Annotated in this window: 14 protein-coding genes; 7 read left to right on the forward strand and 7 right to left on the reverse strand. The window is 51.5% G+C overall.

Annotation, left to right across the window (positions count from 1 at the left end):
* Positions 1 to 252 precede the first annotated feature (252 nt).
* Together BLX24_RS01700 and BLX24_RS01705 are read left to right on the forward strand one after the other, a co-directional pair.
* Positions 253 to 3,663: a TonB-dependent receptor gene (locus tag BLX24_RS01700; RefSeq protein ID WP_071501339.1), complete on the forward strand. Its 3,411-nt coding sequence runs from the start codon at positions 253 to 255 to the stop codon at positions 3,661 to 3,663.
* Between the two features lie 69 nt (positions 3,664 to 3,732).
* Positions 3,733 to 4,596, forward strand: coding sequence for a glycerophosphodiester phosphodiesterase family protein (locus BLX24_RS01705; protein WP_071501340.1), 864 nt, complete (start codon positions 3,733 to 3,735; stop codon positions 4,594 to 4,596).
* Here the strand turns inward: BLX24_RS01705 and BLX24_RS01710 are convergent.
* Positions 4,585 to 5,592: a patatin-like phospholipase family protein gene (locus BLX24_RS01710; protein ID WP_071501341.1), complete on the reverse strand. Its 1,008-nt coding sequence runs from the start codon at positions 5,590 to 5,592 to the stop codon at positions 4,585 to 4,587. The two genes, BLX24_RS01705 and BLX24_RS01710, sit on opposite strands and share 12 nt — an antisense overlap.
* A gap of 87 nt (positions 5,593 to 5,679) precedes the next feature.
* Here BLX24_RS01710 and BLX24_RS01715 point away from each other — a divergent pair, with 87 nt between their 5' ends.
* On the forward strand, positions 5,680 to 6,654 hold the full coding sequence (locus tag BLX24_RS01715) for a polyprenyl synthetase family protein (protein WP_071501342.1): 975 nt from the start codon (positions 5,680 to 5,682) through the stop codon (positions 6,652 to 6,654).
* Positions 6,655 to 6,722: 68 nt separating this feature from the next.
* On the opposite strand, the gene BLX24_RS01720 is transcribed toward BLX24_RS01715, so the two are convergent.
* Positions 6,723 to 7,478 (reverse strand): M48 family metallopeptidase, encoded by a 756-nt coding sequence (locus BLX24_RS01720; RefSeq protein WP_071501343.1) that lies wholly within the window; start codon positions 7,476 to 7,478, stop codon positions 6,723 to 6,725.
* Between the two features lie 158 nt (positions 7,479 to 7,636).
* Here BLX24_RS01720 and pafA point away from each other — a divergent pair, with 158 nt between their 5' ends.
* Both pafA and BLX24_RS01730 read left to right on the forward strand, forming a co-directional pair.
* Positions 7,637 to 9,295, forward strand: a complete 1,659-nt coding sequence (gene pafA / locus BLX24_RS01725) for an alkaline phosphatase PafA (RefSeq protein ID WP_071501344.1) — start codon at positions 7,637 to 7,639, stop codon at positions 9,293 to 9,295.
* 127 nt (positions 9,296 to 9,422) lie between these two features.
* Entirely contained in the window at positions 9,423 to 10,295 is an 873-nt protein-coding gene (locus BLX24_RS01730) for a mechanosensitive ion channel family protein (RefSeq protein ID WP_071501345.1), read from the forward strand.
* An 80-nt stretch (positions 10,296 to 10,375) separates the two neighbouring features.
* Here BLX24_RS01730 and BLX24_RS01735 read toward each other — a convergent pair whose 3' ends face one another.
* Together BLX24_RS01735 and BLX24_RS01740 are read right to left on the reverse strand one after the other, a co-directional pair.
* On the reverse strand, positions 10,376 to 10,777 hold the full coding sequence (locus BLX24_RS01735) for a T9SS type A sorting domain-containing protein (protein WP_071501346.1): 402 nt from the start codon (positions 10,775 to 10,777) through the stop codon (positions 10,376 to 10,378).
* A 244-nt stretch (positions 10,778 to 11,021) separates the two neighbouring features.
* Positions 11,022 to 11,801: a biotin--[acetyl-CoA-carboxylase] ligase gene (locus BLX24_RS01740; RefSeq protein ID WP_071501347.1), complete on the reverse strand. Its 780-nt coding sequence runs from the start codon at positions 11,799 to 11,801 to the stop codon at positions 11,022 to 11,024.
* 145 nt (positions 11,802 to 11,946) lie between these two features.
* Here BLX24_RS01740 and rsfS point away from each other — a divergent pair, with 145 nt between their 5' ends.
* Both rsfS and ftsH read left to right on the forward strand, forming a co-directional pair.
* A complete protein-coding gene (rsfS, locus tag BLX24_RS01745; RefSeq protein ID WP_071501348.1) occupies positions 11,947 to 12,363 on the forward strand; it encodes a ribosome silencing factor in 417 nt (138 codons plus the stop codon).
* Positions 12,364 to 12,473: 110 nt separating this feature from the next.
* On the forward strand, positions 12,474 to 14,489 hold the full coding sequence (ftsH, locus tag BLX24_RS01750) for an ATP-dependent zinc metalloprotease FtsH (RefSeq protein ID WP_071501349.1): 2,016 nt from the start codon (positions 12,474 to 12,476) through the stop codon (positions 14,487 to 14,489).
* 93 nt (positions 14,490 to 14,582) lie between these two features.
* Here ftsH and BLX24_RS01755 read toward each other — a convergent pair whose 3' ends face one another.
* The 3 genes from BLX24_RS01755 to BLX24_RS01765 are packed head-to-tail and all read right to left on the reverse strand — an operon-like array spanning position 14,583 to position 19,173.
* Positions 14,583 to 16,004: a Gfo/Idh/MocA family protein gene (locus BLX24_RS01755; protein ID WP_071501350.1), complete on the reverse strand. Its 1,422-nt coding sequence runs from the start codon at positions 16,002 to 16,004 to the stop codon at positions 14,583 to 14,585.
* A gap of 27 nt (positions 16,005 to 16,031) precedes the next feature.
* Positions 16,032 to 17,108 carry a hypothetical protein gene (locus tag BLX24_RS01760; RefSeq protein WP_071501351.1) on the reverse strand — a complete coding sequence of 359 codons (1,077 nt, stop codon included), beginning with the start codon at positions 17,106 to 17,108 and terminating at the stop codon, positions 16,032 to 16,034.
* 4 nt (positions 17,109 to 17,112) lie between these two features.
* On the reverse strand, positions 17,113 to 19,173 hold the full coding sequence (locus BLX24_RS01765) for a beta-N-acetylhexosaminidase (protein ID WP_071501352.1): 2,061 nt from the start codon (positions 19,171 to 19,173) through the stop codon (positions 17,113 to 17,115).
* Positions 19,174 to 19,334: the final 161 nt, after the last annotated feature.

Here is a 19,334-nt window from a genome sequence, read left to right on the forward strand (position 1 = left end):
AAATGAGTATCAGATCGGGCGAAGGAAAAAATGACGGCTCCTTCCTTCATAATTATTTAATCGCTAAAGCTTGAACAATGTAAATATAAAAGTATACTTTTTTTACAAAAGCTCATTTTCAGCCTACTTAAACTGGATTTCTCAAAGAAGGGCGTTGCTCATTAGTAGATTTTATTGTTTTTTTGAGGAAGTTTTCGGGCAGCCCGCTGTTGCCTGATGTCTTTCATCATCTTAATCAAACAACCCAAGTTTATGCATTTTAAACTTGTACAAAAAACAAGGACGGCTTTTAAACTTTTCGGAGTTTTGGCCGTATTTTTTTTGGGGCTAATCAATGCACAGGCCCAGGTTACTACCTCTCAGATCAACGGTGCCGTTGTTGACGACAAAGGGGAGGCCCTGCCAGGTGCTACTGTATTAGCGATTCACTTACCGTCGGGTAGCCGGTATGGTACAACTACAAACGCCGCCGGCCGGTATACCATTCCAGGTGTTCGTATCGGTGGTCCTTACAAAGTATCAGTAACCTTCGTTGGTTATCAGGAGCAAACACGGGACGGCATCACGGCTAACCTGGGTTCTGCCGCTAACGTAGATTTCAAACTGGCAAATGCCAGCACACAGCTGTCAGAAGTAACGGTTTCGGGTACGCGCAGTGATGTGTTCAGCTCTGACCGTACGGGTGCTGCGGCAACGTTCGGTCGTGAAACGATCAATACCCTGCCGACCATCGGCCGTACCATCAACGACATCACGAAGTACAACGCCTACGGTAACGGCCGCTCATTTGCCGGTCAGGACAGCCGTTTCAACAACTTCACGATTGACGGTTCGGTATTCAACAACGGTTTCGGTCTGGGTTCTTCGGCGCAGGCTGGTGGCCGTACCGGTACTACAGCCGTTTCGCTTGACGCCATCGACGAAGTTCAGCTGAACGTAGCGCCTTACGACGTTCGTCAGTCAGGTTTTGCCGGTGCCGGTATCAACGCCGTAACCCGTTCAGGAACAAACGAATTCTCGGGTTCAGCATACCACCTGTTCCGTACGAGCAAAGACTCGTTCCGGATGGTGGGTAAAAAAGCAGACGGCCGCAATATTCCTCCGGTCAACATCAACGAAAAAACAACCGGTTTCCGCGTAGGTGGTCCGCTGATTAAAAACAAACTGTTCTTCTTCGTGAACTACGAGCAGTTTACCAGCAGCACGCCTGCTCTTGACTGGCAGGTTAACCGTGGTCAGACATCAGGTAACATCTCACGGGTAACGCAGGCGGATGTGGACGACATCACGAACTTCATGCGCACGAACTTCGGTCGTGAACTGGGCCCGTTCGACAACTTCAACAACGAAGTAACCAGCAAGAAAGGTCTTGTTCGTTTAGATTACAACATCAACGACAACCACAAGCTGACCGTACGGTACTCGCACCACAACTCACAGTCAGGCGTTCCGATCAGCAACAGTAACAGTAGCAACACAGCGGGTAACGGTAACCGTACCAACTCATCGCTGGCCCTGTCGCCACAAAGCACTGGCTACCTGATCGCTGATAATACACGGTCAATCGCTGCCGAATTAAACTCGAACTTCAAGGGTAAATGGGCGAACCAGTTAGTCGCTACATATAACAAGCAGATCGAAGATCGTCAGTACCTGAACGGTCTGTTCCCGTCAATCGATATCCTGCAAGGTGGTACTACGTATATGTCTATCGGTTTCGATCCGTTCACGCCTAGCAACAAGCTGAACTATTCGACACTGAACCTGACAAACAACCTGAGCTACTTCGCCGGTAAGCACACGCTGACCCTGGGTCTGGGCTACGAAAACTTTGTGTCGAATAACCTGTTCTTCCCTGCGTCAAACGGTGTGTATGTATATAACTCCCTGGCTGACTTCAAGACAGCAGCGTTAGCGTACAAAAACAACCCAACCGGCACAACATCGCCGGTAACAGTTAACCGCTACAACCTGCGTTACTCACTGTTACCAGGTGGTGCTGAACCATGGCAGAAACTGGAATCAAACACATACAGTGCGTATATCCAGGATGAATTCCAGGCTACGCCTAATTTGAAACTGACACTGGGTCTGCGTGGTGATATCTTTGCTTACGATCAGTCACTGGCCACTGCGTTTAATAACCCGGTTGTTGCGGCGACAACAGTATTCAAAGACGAAAACAAGCAAAACTACAGCGTAAATACAGGGGCGTTCCCTAAAAACCGTCTGTTGCTGTCACCACGTCTGGGCTTTAACTGGGACGTAACCGGTGATAAGAAAACACAGGTTCGTGGTGGTACGGGTATCTTCGTATCCCGTGTACCGCAGGTATTGGTGTCGAACCAGCTGGGTAACAACGGTGTAAACACAGCCGTTATCAACCTGACCGGTACAAACACGGTTCCGTTCGTACTGAATCCAAGCGAATTGCCAGCCGCACTGCGTCCAGACCCAACAAAGGTTGACATTACCAAACTGGCCCCTTACGCTGTAAACGCAACCGATCAGAATCTGAAATACCCGTCGATGTGGAAAACAAACATTGCGGTTGACCAGAAACTGCCGTTTGGCCTGATCGGTACCGTAGAATTCATCTATAACAAAACCATCAATGGTCTGCGTTATATCGATGCTAACCTGAAAGCGCCGGACCGCACATTCAGCGGTACAGATGCCCGTGATCGTTTCCCTGCTTCAGGTGTAGCGAGCTCAGGTTCAGGTGCGGCAAATACTGTGGCCGTAGCCCGTTTCTACAACCCGGCCGTATCGAACGTATTCGTGCTGAAAAATACAAACGTAGGATATGCATACACAGCCACGTTTAAACTGGAAAAACCAGCAACCAACGGTTTCGGCGGTATGTTAGCCTATACCTATGGTTACGCACGTGATATGCAGTCAGTAGGCAGCACCGTACAGGCGAACATGCCAACTGTATACGGTCAGAACTACCTGACAGAATCATACAGCGATAACGATCAGCGCAACCGGATCATTGGTTACCTGAACTACCGTCTGAACTACGGTGGCAAATTCGGTGGTTCAACGATGTTCACACTGGGTCTGACTTCACAAAGCGGTGGTAAAGTATCGTATACATATGGTAATGACCTGAACGGTGACGGTCAGATCAACGACCTGATCTTCGTACCGGCTAAAGCGTCTGACCTGTCATTTGCATCACTGACAGTAGGTTCAGGGGCAACTGCAGTTGTTTATACGCCGGAGCAGCAGCAGGCCGCTTTCGATCAGTACATCGACAACAACGATTACCTGAAAACACGTCGCGGCAAATATGCGGAGCGTAACGGTGGTTATTTCCCATGGCTGACTCGTGTTGACCTGACAGTTACCCAGGAATTCTACATCCGTGTTGGCAAAGAAGGCAAGAAAAATACAATCCAGCTGCGTGCGGATATCCTGAACTTCGGCAACCTGCTGAACAACAAGTGGGGTGTAGGTTACCTGACAACGACAGCTACTCCGCTTACGAACGCAAGCATCAGCGCTGCCGGTGTTCCGACATACCGCCTGAACACACAGGTTATTACCGAAGGAACAACGAACAAAACAATCCTGTTGCGTGACTCATTCGTGAAGAACGTGTCAATCGACAACGTATGGCAAGCACAGATCGGTCTGCGTTATATCTTTAACTAAGCCGGTTTTACGCCTTAACAAAGCCCCCGCCCCAAAGCGGGGGCTTTTGTTTTTAACAGAATCACCCCTATGAAAAAGCTCATCATTACCTTACTGGGCTGCTCGCTGGCAGGGCATGTGTCGGCGCAGGAAAACCGCTTTCAGACTAATGCTGTCATCAGTACCTTTCTGATGCCTGAGCGGCGAACAAAACCGGTGATACTGGCCCACCGTGGCGGTCCGGATGCCGGTGATACAGAAAACAGCCTGGAGACCTTCAGGAAGGCCATCAATGACGTGCCGGATGCTATTCTTGAAATGGATGTGCGGATGACAAAGGACAGCGTGCTGACCTTGCTTCACGACGATGAACTGGAACGTACCACAACCGGTACCGGCTCCCTGAACGCACAGACATGGCCGGTTTTGTCCCGGCTGCAACTGCGTGACCTGACTGGTAAGCCAACTACGCAGAAAATGCCGTTATTCGAAGAGGTGCTCAGGTGGAACAGGAACCGGGCAGTGTTGGCTCTGGACATCAAACCCGGCGTTGACCTCCGGAAAGCCATGGCGATGGTGGAAAAACACAAGGCGCTGAACAGCGTATTGGTGATCTGCTATACTGTAGAAAGTGCCGTTGCATTGCGGCAGACGTATCCGGATCTCTGGCTGGCACTGGGGGTTACGACAGCCGATGATCCGGCAAAATTCAGCAAGGCCGGACTACCGCTGCATCATCTGGTGGCCTTAACGCCCCGGCAGCTACAACCCAAAGCCTTTTATGAGGCCATGCATGCCGTCGGGATACCCTGCTCAGTAGGAACCTATGGGAAGGACAATGTCGATGAACAGCCCATGGAGAAAGCCGGAAGTGCGTATCGGCGTATCGTTGAACAAGGCGGCGATATTCTGACAACCGACCGCCCTGCTGCCGTTGACCGGCTATTTCGGTGAATCCTGTTCTTTGCCTTCGGCCGCCTTATTGAGCCGCAGTTGTCGTAAGGTATCCGTGGCCGTCTGATAACCAAGGATCATCAACCGGCCGATGTCCTCTGAATCGAAACGCTGGAGGTCGAGGTGGAGCGGTTCATGGGGGCGGACAACCGTCAGGTTAAAATCCCGTTGGCGCAGCTTTTCGCGTTCGGCAAACCGCTCTGCCCAGGCGATGTCGTTGTTGACCAGCTGATTGACGGTAATGTCTTTCACGCGGTCAATCAGGTTCAGCAGGTTGCGGTAATTGAACTTTTCGGTAAATATTTTCTTCGCATGGCAGGCTACACACATGATGTCGGTCACGCCGTCTTCGATGGCCACCCGCAGCGGGGCTACTTCGCGCAGGCCACCGTCGAGGAACGCTTTCCGGTGGTCGCCGCCGATCTGAGTGGCCGGCATGATAAACGGCAGCGAGCTGCTGGCGACCACATAGTCCAGAAAGTGATCATCCTGCGGACTGGCATACACCATGTCGCCTTCGATAATATCAACTGCCCCGACTTTGAGCTTGATAGGTGCCCGTTTGAGCCGTTCTGCGTCGAGGTGGGAGGTGACCAGGTGACGTAAGGGTTGATTGTCCAAAAGCCCGTCAAACCGGCTGAAAAGCGTGTTATAGCCCATCATCAGTCTGGATCGTTCTTCGGCAATAGCCTGCGGGCCGGTGATGTTGCGTATCCAGAACTCAAGCAGCGCCCTCCCGGCTTTAGGCCAGTCAATTTTGCCGGTTTCTTCAAACTGCCGGGTGGCTTCGTGGGTTAGAAAGGTGGCATTCAGACTGCCAACGGATATGCCATAAATAGCATCCGGGGTAAAACCGGACTCCAGAATCGCCATAACAGCACCGGTCTGGAAAGCACCTTTCAGAGAACCGCCACCAAGCACCAAGGCGCTGTTTTGGGGGGAGTTATGCTGAATGTGCGACCGGTGGGGTACCGGCGGATTGGGATTATCGATCATAGGGTTACGAAAGTCAGTCCGGTAATTTGCCGGATTTTGGGCAATAATCAAATTTTTGGTGGTATACTTGCCAGAAAATTACCGGAAATGCCACTATCAGTTGCCGACATACAAGCCCCGATCGAACACGAAATGCGCGAGTTTGAGCGCAAATTCCGGGACTTGATGAAAAGCGAGGTAATGCTGCTTGACCAGATTATGAATTACATCGTCAAGCGCAAAGGCAAGCAGCTTCGTCCGATGTTTGTCTTTCTGTCTGCGGGTGTCTGTGGCCAGATTACCGAATCGACCTATCGGGGAGCCGCCCTCATCGAACTGCTCCATACGGCCTCTCTGGTACACGACGATGTGGTGGATGATTCCAACTATCGCCGTGGGTTCTTCTCCATCAATGCCCTCTGGAAAAATAAGATTGCGGTGCTTGTCGGCGACTACCTGTTGTCGCGGGGGCTGCTGCTGTCGGTCGATAACAACGAATACGACCTGCTGCAGATTGGCTCACGGGCTGTTCGTGAACTGAGTGAGGGGGAGTTGCTCCAGATTGAAAAGGCGCGCCGCCTCGACATTACTGAAGAGGTCTATTACGAGATTATCCGGCAGAAGACGGCCTCGCTGATTTCGGCCTGCTGCGCGATGGGCGCCCGGTCGGCCAACGCGGCAGCTGAACAAATTGAACAAGCCCGGCTATTCGGGGAGAAAGTGGGCATCGCCTTCCAGATCAAAGACGATCTGTTTGACTACGGGACGGCCGAAGTCGGCAAACCGCTGGGCATCGATATCAAAGAGAAAAAAATGACGCTTCCGCTGATCTATGCCCTCAACAAGGCCAGTTCAGGCGATAAGCGGCGGGTGATTAATATTGTGAAAAATAAGAGCGACGATCCTAAAAAGGTGAACGAGGTTATCGCGTTTGTGAAAGGATCCGGCGGCATTGAATACGCAACGGCCGCCATGCAGCGGTTTGTAGAAGAGGCCAAAGCCCTTCTGCACGCCTTTCCGGCATCGGCCTACCGGACGTCGCTGGAACAACTGGTTCAGTACACGATAGAACGGAGTAAATAAAAGATAGCGTTAAACAATGGCCTGCCCTGCCGGAAAGCTCAAAACTTTCCGGCAGGGCAGGCCATTGTTTAACGACTCAATCCATCCCGTTTGGCGCGGTCGCGGACCCGCTGCGCCCGGGCCTTGCTGTCGGGGTGAGTTGACAGAAACGTCGGAACGCCCGCACCGCCGCTTTGTTTGGCCAGCTTTTCGAACGACGTGGCCAGCGCCATCACACTATAGCCGTTCTTTTTCATAAACTGATAGCTGTAATCATCGGCCTCGGTCTCCTGCTTCCGGCTGAAGGAGGAACCGACAACGTAATCGGCAAATGAAGCCAGTTCAGACCGTGACAATTTTCCCACTGCCCCCGACCGGGATGCCAGCACATTCCGGACGGCAGACCGTTGCAGGGCTTTTTTCATCGCGTCGCGGGTGTCGTGGTTAATCACGTGACCGATTTCGTGGCCCATAATCGCCAGCAGTTCGTTGTCGGTCATCACATCCATCAACCCCTTAAAGACCCGGACACTGCCGTCGGCGGTAGCAAACGCGTTCACATCTTTCACCATGTAAACTTTGTAATTAATCGGAATACCACTTACGGTTTTATGGCGGCGCACAATCCGGTTGAGGCGCTGGGTATACGGATCATTGGGGCCGGCAACGGGGTTCTGACTATCCATCTGCTGCACGGCCTGCCGCGATAACTGAGCGACCTGCGCATCGGTTAACAGGGCCGAACTCAGCCCGTCCATAAGGGCTTGCATTAAGCCCGGTTGCTGAGCCTGTACGGTCACGGTTAACCCGGTCAGCAAAAAGAAAAGCATTTTTATCGTTTTCATACGTTTCTCCGCGTTTTTACTTACCTGGCAAAAGCACCGGCGGAGGGCGCCGGTTTCGCCGGTTTATTTATGGACTCATTAATTGAGGAAAAGGTTTAATGCATGAGGGAATGGAATGGTTTGGTTACCTTTGTCCGAAACGTCAATAAACCTGCGGTATGTTTTCCGTAAAAAAGCTACTTTTCTTCGCATGTCTGTCGACCGCTGCGATGGCTCAACCTGTTAAAAAAGGCACAGTTCCTGAAGCCCCCGTATTCCCGAAACGACCGAAACTTGTGGTTGGCATTGTGGTTGACCAGATGCGTTATGACTACCTGTACCGGTATTATGACCGGTTTTCGAAAGGCGGATTCCGGCGCATGATGGATCAGGGATTCAACTGCCGTAACAATCACTATCACTACGCGGCCACGTATACGGGCCCCGGTCATACCCACATCTACACAGGCTCGGCGCCTGCACTGAGTGGTATTGTCGGAAACGATTTTTATGATCGTACCGCCGGCCGGATTATGTACTGTGCCGAAGATACAACCGTACAGACCGTTGGTAATACAGGGTCGGCCGGTAAAATGTCTCCTAAAAACCTGCTGGTGACCACCATCTGCGATCAGCTGAAGCTGGCAACCGACGGCCGTTCCAAAGTGTTTGGCGTGGCCCTCAAAGACCGTGGTGCTATTTTGCCCGCCGGTCATGCTGCTAACGGGGCATTCTGGTTCGACTCTAAAGACGGTAACTGGATCAGCAGTACCTACTACATGAAAGAACTGCCGAAATGGGTGCAGGAGCACAACAGCAAACGATTGCCGGACCAGTTCCTGAGCAAAAAATGGGAACCGCTTTTGCCGCTTGACCAGTACCTGGAAAGTTCGGCTGATGACGAACCATACGAGGCGCTGATGCCCGGCGAGCAGAAGTCAGTGTTTCCGCATGAGTTTGTCACCATGTCAGGTGGCAGCAAGTATGAAGGCTTACGGACGAGCCCGTATGGCGATGCGCTGACGAAGGAGTTTGCTTTAGCGGCCGTTAAAGGCGAAGAACTGGGTAAGGATGCCATTACCGATTTTCTGTGTGTCAGTTTTTCATCACCGGATTACATCGGCCACGCCTTCGGGACACATGCCGTGGAGACAGAGGACAACTATATCCGGCTCGACGGCCAGTTGGCCGATTTGTTTAACCAGCTGGATGCCAGTGTGGGCAAGGGCGAATGGGTCGCCTTTCTGTCGGCCGACCACGGTGTTGCCGACATTCCGGGTTTCCTGAAGACATACCATATTCCGGCCGATGTCAAATCGGGTGGTGAGGTGAGCGACGCGGCAAAGGCGGCTTTGCAGGAAGCATACGGTCCTGGTCAGTGGGTATTGTCCTACATAAATCAGCAGGTGTATTTGAACCACGCGTTGTTACAGGAGAAAAAAATTGCTGTTAACGACGCCTGTGATGTCGTTAAGCGGGCTTTGCTGAAACAGCGCGGTGTGCTGAATGTGGTGAACCTGAACAATCCGGCGGGTCAGCTGATGCCGTCTATTCAGATGGAAATGATCCGGAATGTATACCAGCCTAACCGGAGCGGCGATGTGTACATTGTCTTTAACGCCGGTTGGTTTGAAGGCCGTACACGCGGGACGACACATGGCACCATGTATGCCTATGATACCCACGTACCGCTGTTGTTCTACGGCTGGGGCATTAAACCAGGCCAGACACTCCGCCGGACGGCGATTGCCGATATCGCGCCAACCGTAGCCGCCCTGCTCGGTATTCTGGAGCCAAGCGGAACCATTGGCGCACCGATTGAAGAAGTATTGAAGTAAGCAGACCCCATAGCAGAAGCCGGTCATTGGTCAGCATATTCGCTGGCCAGTGACCGGCTTTCGGCATTTCTGAAAACAGAAACAGGGGGAAAACCGGTTAAATAAGTAATCACCAATCCAATTTACCATGATCGATTTGAATCAGGCGCTGCGCCTTGTTTATCTAAGACTACAGACATGGACAAAGCTCGGCATCTCTCATTTGCCGGATCTGTTCGTAGCGATACTTGTTATTTTTCTGGCCTATACTATTGCAGGCTATATCCGTCAGATTCTGTCTAAAAGCCTGACCCGTGTCAGCCATAACCCGGCACTGGTTGACCTGACGGCGCTGGTTGCCAGCACGGCCATTAAGGCATTAGGTTTTTTTATTGCTCTCGGGACACTGGGCCTTGATAAAACCGTGACATCCTTACTGGCTGGTGCGGGAGTCGTGGCCCTGGCCATTGGTTTTGCTTTTCAGGACCTCACCGCCAACTTTATTTCCGGAACAATGATTGCGATTCAGCGGCCGATCCAGGTAGGGGATGTGGTCGAAACCAACGGCTTTCAGGGGCGGGTAGTGGCCGTAAAGCTGCGGTCGGTCGTACTCGATAATTTTGCCGGTCAGAAGATTGAAATTCCCAGCAAGGATGTTTTTCAGAAACCGATTGTGAATTATACCCGGACCGGGCAGCGGCGGCTGGAAGTGTCGGCGGGCATTTCTTATCTCGACGATCTCGATAAAGCGCAGCAGGTGGCTAAAGCTGCGATTAGCGCCTTGCCCTTTGTGCTGAAAGATAAACCGGTGGATTTGTTCTATAAAGCCTTTGCCGGCGATTCGATTCAGTTTAAGCTCTGGTTCTGGCTCGATCATTCAGACACGAATACGACATATGCCATGAGCGAAGCCATCAAAGCACTGAAACGGGCTTTCGATGAGGAGGGTATTCTGCTGATGTTCCCGATTGGGACCTATGACCTGAAGAAACGAATTGCCGACGACCGTAACCTGAGTTAAAGGGCGAAAGACTGAAAGAGCGAAAGAGTGATTACGATGCGCAATACACTTTTTCGCTCTTTCAGTCTTTCGCTCATTGATTAGATATTAACCGACACAGACCGCTTCACATCGATACTGGTCGTTTTTAAGGTAATGCTTTTAGCCGTTACCTCGTTATCGCTGATCACTTCAACATGATAGGTACCGTCTTCCAGTTGACTCAGGTCAAATTTTGCTGAGAACGTACCGGATTTTTTGGTGATATACTGAGACGCCAGTACATTGTTTTGCTTGTCTTTAATGTTGATAACAAGGGCTTTACCGGCTTGCTTTTCAACGTTCACCCGCAAGGTCGACGGGCTGTAAGGCGACGCGTAAATGGCTGTACGATAAGAGTTTGATGTTGCTGTCGTGGCAGCTGAACGGTTGTCGTCAGCAGACGCAACTGTTGCAAAGCCCAGGCTCAGGGCGATCATCAGGGAAGTGGCAAACGTTTTCATGATTGTTCGTATTTGTTGTTGTTCTTTGTTGTTGTTGTCGTTCGACATGACAAAGGTGCACCCCGATTACGATACATGAATCCTCATTCTACACAAGCGGTCAGGATGGCCGGATGAAGCGGTTAAAATAGCCGATGAGCCGTGGCAGTGAGTGGGTGAGTGATTGGGTAATTGAGTGTGTAGCGCAGGGTAAAGGCTACACGGAGCGTCACTAAACCACTCATTCACCCAATCACTCACTCAATCAAATAACGAAGCTTACTTCCTTGAAACCAAAATAGTGAATCCGGTTGTCGGTGGCGATGGCGAGGCGGCCGGTTTCGTCGATGCCGACGATGTAGCCTCTAAAACGCTGCCAATAGCCCTGCTCATCTTCGCGCTCAAACCAGTGCTCTTCCTGATAGCGGAACAAACGTTGCAGATATGCCGTTTTAAGGTCAGCACGCTTCCCGGCCCGCAATTGCAGGTACCGTTGCTCAAGGCGTTCGGCAATGGTCGTCAGCAGGGAAGGCAGCGAATACCCATCCGGCATCGGAAACCGTTTTTGCAGCGAAGTAGCGCTCGGGTAAATAAATTGTACCTGGTTTACGTTAAGGCCAATACCGATTACCGAGCATGCAATACCGGCTCCCTGCAAGGTGTTTTCAATGAGAATACCCCCTGTTTTGGTATTTTCAACGTAGATATCATTCGGCCATTTGATGCGGAGAAGCCCTTCTGTGAAGGACTCGAGCGCATCGGTAATGCCGAGAGAAACGGCCATATTGAGCCAGAACTGTTCCGTTGCCGACAGAAAAGACGGGCGCAGAATAACCGACATTGTCAGGTTTTGTCCGCTTTCGGCCTGCCAGACATTCCCGCGCTGCCCCCGACCGGCCAATTGGGCGTCTGTAATGACAATCAGTCCTTCGGCCGGTTCGTCGCTGGCAATGATTTGGGCCGCCTCATCGTTGGTAGACTGACAGCTTGGCAGGTAATGAATTTTTTGGCCGACAAATAGCGTTTTGGGATGGATTTTGTACAAAATTTGTTTAGTTTAGTAAAGGTTCTGATATTAGGGTGAATCAGAGAGGACTCATCAGAAACTGCTGATCTCACCATCCGAACAAGGCCCGGCCACACCTGACTTGACCTTGCTGTCGGATTCATTGCAATTTTAACCGGATTACATGAGAATTAATAAAATCATTAAGACAACGGAAGAACAACAAGTAAGTTCAGAGACTCTTCGGGATTTAGTCGTGAAGGGTATGCAGGAGAAAAAAGCGATGGACATCGTCGTGATGGACCTGCGCCAGGTAAAAAACGCCATATGCGACTACTTCGTCATTTGTTCGGGTAACTCAGACACGCAGATCGACGCGATTGCCTCGTCGGTTGATGAAGAAGTTCATAAAAATACAGGCCAGAATCCGTGGCACCAGGAAGGCCGGACAAACCGGGAATGGATCCTGATCGATTATGTCGATGTAATTGCCCACGTTTTCCGGAAAGACCGCCGGACATTCTACGATCTGGAACAGCTGTGGGGCGATGCCGAAATTCACCACATCGAAGAACCGTTGTCCTTGCCGTCAATGGCCTGATCCAACCGTTTATCAGGGCGGCTTTCCACTAGTCAAATGGTAAATATAGCGGAAACATTAGCCTGATAATCGGTGTTACCAAGTGAAACCTCTTTGTACAACCTGTCGAAATGCCAGAAAATAACAATAGAAACCCGTTGTCATCTCGGGGGCCTCGCCGGCCGAATATTCAGGGATGGATTGTCGCGTTCTTGATTGCCGCTATCCTCGGTATTACCTTCATGAGCCGTTCCGGTTCTGTTCGCGAGACTACGTTCAAGCGATTTGAACGAATGGTTAAAGAACATGAAGTTGCCGAAGTAGTGCTGGTCAATGACAAGATAGCCGAAGTAACGCTAACCGACCAGGCATTACAAAGTCCTAAGTACAAAAATCTCTCTTCTGATAAACCGTACTTCGGAACAGGTTCTGGTCCTCACTATGTATTTCAGGTAGCCTCGGCTGAGTCGTTCAAGCAAGATCTGGACCGCATTCAGCAAGGCATTCCTGACAATGAAAAAGTTGAACTGAAATTTGAAACCCGCAGCGACTGGAGTGCTTTCTTCGGCTCGTGGGGAATCCTGATCGTTATGATTCTGGCCATGTATTTTCTGCTGGGCCGGATGTCGGGCGCAGGTGGACCGGGTGGTCAGATTTTTAATATCGGAAAATCAAAAGCAGCTCTTTTTGATGCTGAAAACCGGGTAAAGATCACATTTAACGATGTGGCTGGTCTGGACGAAGCGAAAGAAGAGATTAAAGAGATTGTTGATTACCTGAAAAATCCGTCGAAGTTTACCAAACTGGGGGCCAAAATTCCGAAAGGCGCCTTGTTGGTTGGCCCTCCGGGTACAGGTAAAACGTTACTGGCGAAAGCCGTAGCCGGTGAAGCCGGGGTGCCTTTCTTCTCTCTGTCTGGTTCTGACTTTGTGGAAATGTTTGTCGGGGTAGGTGCCGCACGGGTACGTGACCTCTTTAAACAGGCAAAAGAAAAAGCGCCTTGTATCATCTTTATTGATGAGATTGATGCCGTAGGGCGTTCACGGGGCCGTGGTTCTATGCCGGGAGCCAATGATGAACGCGAAAATACGCTGAACTCACTCCTCGTTGAGATGGATGGTTTTGCCACCGACTCGGGAATTATTATCCTGGCGGCTACCAACCGCCCTGATGTACTGGACTCCGCCTTGCTTCGCCCGGGTCGTTTCGACCGTCAGGTAAGCATTGACAAGCCGGATATCGTGGGACGTGAAGCCATTTTTAAAGTGCACCTGAAGCCGCTGAAACTGTCGGCTGATGTTGATCCGAAAGAACTGGCGGCGCAGACACCTGGTTTTGCGGGGGCTGAAATCGCTAACGTTTGTAACGAAGCTGCCCTGATTGCTGCCCGCCGTGACCGTGAGTCAATCGGGATGCAGGATTTTCAGGATGCGATGGACCGGGTAATCGGTGGTCTGGAGAAAAAGAACAAAATCATTTCTCCGGAAGAAAAAGAAATCGTGGCTTATCACGAAGCAGGTCACGCGGTGGCCGGCTGGTATCTGGAGCACGCTGATCCCCTCGTGAAGGTAACCATCGTACCACGCGGTGTAGCCGCGCTGGGTTACGCCCAGTATCTGCCACGGGAACAGTATCTGTACCGTACCGAGCAGTTGATGGACGAAATGTGTATGGCCCTCGGTGGTCGTGCTGCCGAAGATATTGTGTTTGGTAAAGTATCAACCGGCGCACTGAGTGATCTGGAGCGCATCACGAAACTGGCCTATAGCATGGTAACAATGTATGGCATGAACGATAAGATCGGCAACGTGTCTTTCTATGATTCGAAACAGTCGGATTACTCGTTCAATAAGCCATACTCGGAAGAAACAGCGAAGCACATCGACGAAGAAGTACGTAAGATTGTTGACGAGGCTTATCAGCGGACGATCAAACTGTTGTCCGACAAACGTGAAGCTCTGGAAACAATTGCCCAAAAGCTGCTGGAAAAAGAAATCCTGTATCAGAACGATCTGGAACGGCTGATTGGCAAGCGCCCGTTTGAGCGCGACACCGCTTATCAGGCGTATAAAAAACGCGGCGAAGAAGTAGCTGGCTCCGAAACAACGCCATCTCCAACTGAACCGGAAACGCTCCCTCAGGTTTAATCCGGACGGAACGAAAACGAAAAAGGCTTTGGACAACCGTCTAAAGCCTTTTTTTTTCTGTTTAACCTAGGGTGAACTCTATGCTTATCGATCTCAAACTTTTGTGCCGGTAGTTCCTCCTTTAGTCATAGAGATATCGACCGGCTTATTTTGTTGCCAGGCGCCACCGGTAAAGTCCGGCACGTCGATGGAATTCGATTTATGGCCGATCGACCAGGCGCTGAGCGGGCCGACTGAACTCCAGAGGGCGGCATCGTACACGTCCTGATCGAGGGGCAAACCATTTCGGAGACAATCGATTGTCCGCCAGTCCATCAGAAAATCCATTCCGCCGTGACCGCCCACCTTTTTGGCGATTTCGCCCATTCGTTTCACAATCGGCGGCATGTATTTTTCTTCCAGCGCTTTTACTTCTTTCTCACTCATCCATTCATGGCCGGTCGAATAGCGGGCAGGCTCAGGGTATTTCAGCGCCACGGCTTTGGTACCACTCACCAGCTGTATCCGCGAATAGGGCCGTGGCGACGATACATCGTACTGCACCATGATGGTTTTGCCTTTCTTCGTTTTAATGACCGACGTACTCATGTTGCCGTTAAAGTTGCGGCCGGCATAGGGCTTGTAAAAGTCGTCTTTCGCCGCGAGCTCCTTAGCCATATTGCCCAGCACAAAGTCATTACTTGACATGGAGTTGAGGTAGTCGAACTGATCGCCCCGGTTGATGTTCAGTACCTGGCAAACCGGTCCGAGGCCGTGAGTCGGGTAGAGGTTACCGGCCCGCTTCGACATTTCTTCGAGCTCCCACATCTGATAGAAGTGGTTTTTAGAGAACATGTAATCCTGCAGGTTATGAATGTAGGCTGCTTCGCAGTGTACTACTTCGCCGAAAAATCCCTGACGGGCCAGATTCAGGTTCAGCAGTTCGGTGAAGTCATAGCAGCAGTTTTCCACCATCATGCAGTGTTTTTTCGTTTTCTCCGAGGTTTCGACCAGCAGCCAGGCTTCTTCAATGGTTTTGGCAGCCGGGACCTCCACACACACGTGCTTGCCATGCGTCATCGAGAAAACGGCCATGGGTGTATGATACGCCCATGGGGTCAGAATATAGACCAGATCAAGGTCAGTCCGTTCGGCCAGTTTTTTCCAGATGTCGGTACTGCCAAAGTAAATGTCCGGCTTATGCCCGGAGGCTTCCACCAGTTTTTTTGCCTTGTTGACCTGTGTTTCGCGCAGATCACACAGGGCTTTTATTTCGACGCCTTCAATTTTGTTAAGCCGTTCTACGGCACCCATCCCGCGGTTACCGACGCCGATAAAACCGACACGGACGACGTCTAGCTTCGGGGCTGCATAACCACTCATATTAAAAAGACGGGGGGCTGACCGCCGGGCCTGCTCACCGATGGCATCCAGTTCATCCTGGTTACGGGCGAAGGCCGCAAACGGACTTGCCGCAACCAATCCCAGGCCGCTTAAGCCCGCCGTTTTTAAAAAGTTTCTCCGGTTGTTTTCCATATTGATTTACGTTGGAGGTAAGTAAGCTCAGAAAATACATTCGCTCAGAAACGCAGGCGTGTAACCCTTGTCAGTTGCCCAGGCAACGGCTTTCAGGATCCGGTCCCGGAAATCGGGCTGGTAAGCTTCGTAGAACGGGTAAAAATACTGCTCGTGGACCAGCAGATCCACAAAGGGCGGCAAGCCGGAGGGCAGGTCCGCGTAGCGGTCAAGGGCCGGGACAATATCCGCCAGCTCGGTTTTGTCAATGACAATACTGCTGCGGATAAAGGTGATGCCTTCCGCATTATCGTGCCAGACAAACCGCTTTTTCATGTGCCGGCGCTGGTCGGCCGTCAGATAGTACGACACCGCAGGCAGCTCGTCATCCACGTTGAAGTAGCCGAGCTGACCGGTATAGCCCGCATCCCGCAGCGCCCGTGAGCCGTCGACCGTCGATTCGCCCCAGTGTAATGTCGTTACCGGTCCCATCAGCGCGTCACCGGCAAACCGGCGTATTTCTGCCTGAACCAGGGCGCAATCACGGGCAACCTGCTCGTAGCCGGCCGTCCGGTATGGCATGTCGGGAAACTCGCCACGGGCATGAAAACTAAGCCGGAGCCAGTCGGCGTTGGCCTGCCACTCGGCCTTGAAACGGTCGGGAAACTGAGTCAGGTTAAACTGGTCGGTCTCGTAAAACAGGTTGAGGTGAATTTTTGTCTGGTAGTTATCGTGTACCTGTTTCAGAAAGCCCAGATACGGGTTATCGAACAACGACTGATAGCGGTCACCTTGCTGGTAAATGTCGCGCAGAAACCAGATGTTATCATCAATCGACAGCCGGTAGTGGCCCGCAAAGTTAGGTAGCCGGTAAACGGTAATGGCTTGTTCCTGACCGGTTGTATAGTCATGGAGGACCAGTTTATTAGCATAGTTGGTCAGCGGTATATTGGCCGAAAACGTACCCGCTTCATAGGTAGCGCTGATGCCATTGACGGTCAGGTAATGCGAAGCGGGGGCGGTTACCCGCACGTTGATGTGCAGCGATTCGTCCGTCAGAATGCCATCGCGGGCATGCAGCATATCACCGTCTATCGGAAAAATAAAGGCTAATTCGGCAGACATAAGGTTAAAAGTCAGGGGTAAACATAACGTCAAACGGCTTGATCGGGTCGGTTTTCTTCTGAATTTTGAAGTCGAGTACGTTCAGGTGCAGTTTGCGCCAGAGACTAAAATCAAGGTCGAACCGGCCCAGCATGGTGTTGAGCCGGTAAGGCATGTTTTCAGAAAGCCAGGCTTTCGCATACAGGCTTTTCAGTTCACCGGTTTCGTCCATGGCATCCACCAGCAGACTATGACACGGGTACGTCAGATCGTAAAATACATAATCTTCTTTCTTTTTGGTCACCATGGCATCATTCCACCGGTCACAGATAGCTTTGGCCCACAGAAAACGCATGGCCGAATAGTTGATAAGCCGTGCGGTTACGAGCATCGAAAACACAAAGCTGCTGTCTTTCCGGGTTGCTTTTGACAGGGCGTTAATCAGGGCTCCCTGCGCTTCTTCGGTATGTTGCCGGACGGCTTCGAAGTCGGCCAGATGGGCGGTGGTATTCGCCAGGTAATAAGGCTGAAACGGATTCGACCAGCTTTCGACCAGTGTTCCGCGGGGCAGGCTACCGGTATTCTTCCCTAGGCACTTTTCCAGAAAGGTGCCGGCCACTGCAAGATGATCAAAGGCAGACCGTAGTTCGGTGGCGATTGACGGATAAACGACCTGTGTATACTGTTGGGTAAAGGTCTGTTTGTCAGGGGGAGTGCCCTGCCATGCGCCGATGCAGCCATAGGCCATAAAAAGCCATGACGCGCTGACAAACGGTTCGACAGAATCGGTCCATACCGAGGTGATAAACCCACGGGTGTTGTGTTTGAGGCCGGTTTTCAGGCAGAGGTCAATGTTGGTATACGTGTAGTCTGACGACGGATAGATATGCCCCCAGCCCGATACGGCCGGCTGGATAAAAAAAGGCTTCTTAGCCTGTAAAACGGGGTTCAGGTAGGTATAAATGGCCGTTGTATCCGGCGTATACTCCCAGATGACCGGAATGACACCGGCCGGAAATTTGGGCAGTATATTGGGGTAGAACAGGTTCATGTCGGTCCAGGCCATGAGCGTTTTGCCGTAGGGCTTAAACGCCTCGCTGACAAACGTCAGCTGATCGACATAGTACGTTTCCGGATCAATTTTGTTGGCCGGGTCACCGGCGAGCCGCTTGGTTTCCCAGGTCTCGTCAAAACCTACGTGAATAAACGGGCTGCTGAACAAAGCCGTGTATTGCCTGATCCAGTTCGTAAGCAGTTCCTTAACGGCCGGGTCACGCGGGTCAAGCTCGTGGCCGTAGTGCCCGATGGCCATGGACGCAAACTTTTCGTTGCGGATAAGCTCGTGCAGGTGGCCGTAAAAATTCACAAACGGGATAACATCCATGTGCCGCTGGCGGGCGTAGGCGATGATGTCCCGGATCTGGGCTTTCGTGTAGGCGGCGCCGTAGTTGAGAGTCGGAAAGCCGTCAAGCTCAATGCTGACTTCGTTGTAAAAATAATACTGGTTTGTTTTGAAGCGGGCCAGAAAGTCGATCTGGCGCTTGATTTCATCGACGGTCAGCAAACCGCCGTGGGCAAAGTCCATCATTACGCCCCGATAGGCCAGTTTGGGACTGTCCTGAATCGAAACGAAAGGGAGCGAAGCCGAAGCGCCTTGCCCCTGGATCAACTGCCGGATGGTCTGAACGGCATAATAAAGGCCGGCCGACGTTTGTGCGTCAATGGTAATGCCTTTGGCGTTGATGGTCAGGCTGTATTTTTCGCGGGCGTTGCCGTTGGTCGCTTCGTCGGTCCCCGGCAGCTCCTGTCCGGCCGACCGGACTTTGTACCGTATAGCTGACGTTGTCGCGGTTGCCGCCTGTTTTACGGCAGCACCACTTTGGTTAGCGAGGAACTGTTTTAGCTCATTCAGGGCAAACAGTATGTCTTTCGTGGCATTGGGTGGTGTGTAGACCGTCAGTTGGCGGACCGGTACACTGCCCTGGCCATACTGAACGGTCTGCGGCTTCGGCAGCAAAACGGGTTGCTGTGCCCGGACCCCGAGCCAGCACAAGCAAAATGCTATCAAAAAAAGACCCTTTGTCATTGGAAAAAAAAGCTGTTTTACCACATAAGACACATAGGGCACATTAGAAAAATGTACACTATGCGTCTGTGAGGTAGCTGTTTGAACTGGTAAACTATTGCCTTCGCTATACAGAGCACCGCAATAATTCTATGTTTACTATGTGTCTATGTGGTTAACCA

Origin of the sequence: Arsenicibacter rosenii (assembly GCF_001870735.1) — a bacterium.
In the GTDB taxonomy this organism is placed as follows: domain Bacteria; phylum Bacteroidota; class Bacteroidia; order Cytophagales; family Spirosomataceae; genus Arsenicibacter; species Arsenicibacter rosenii.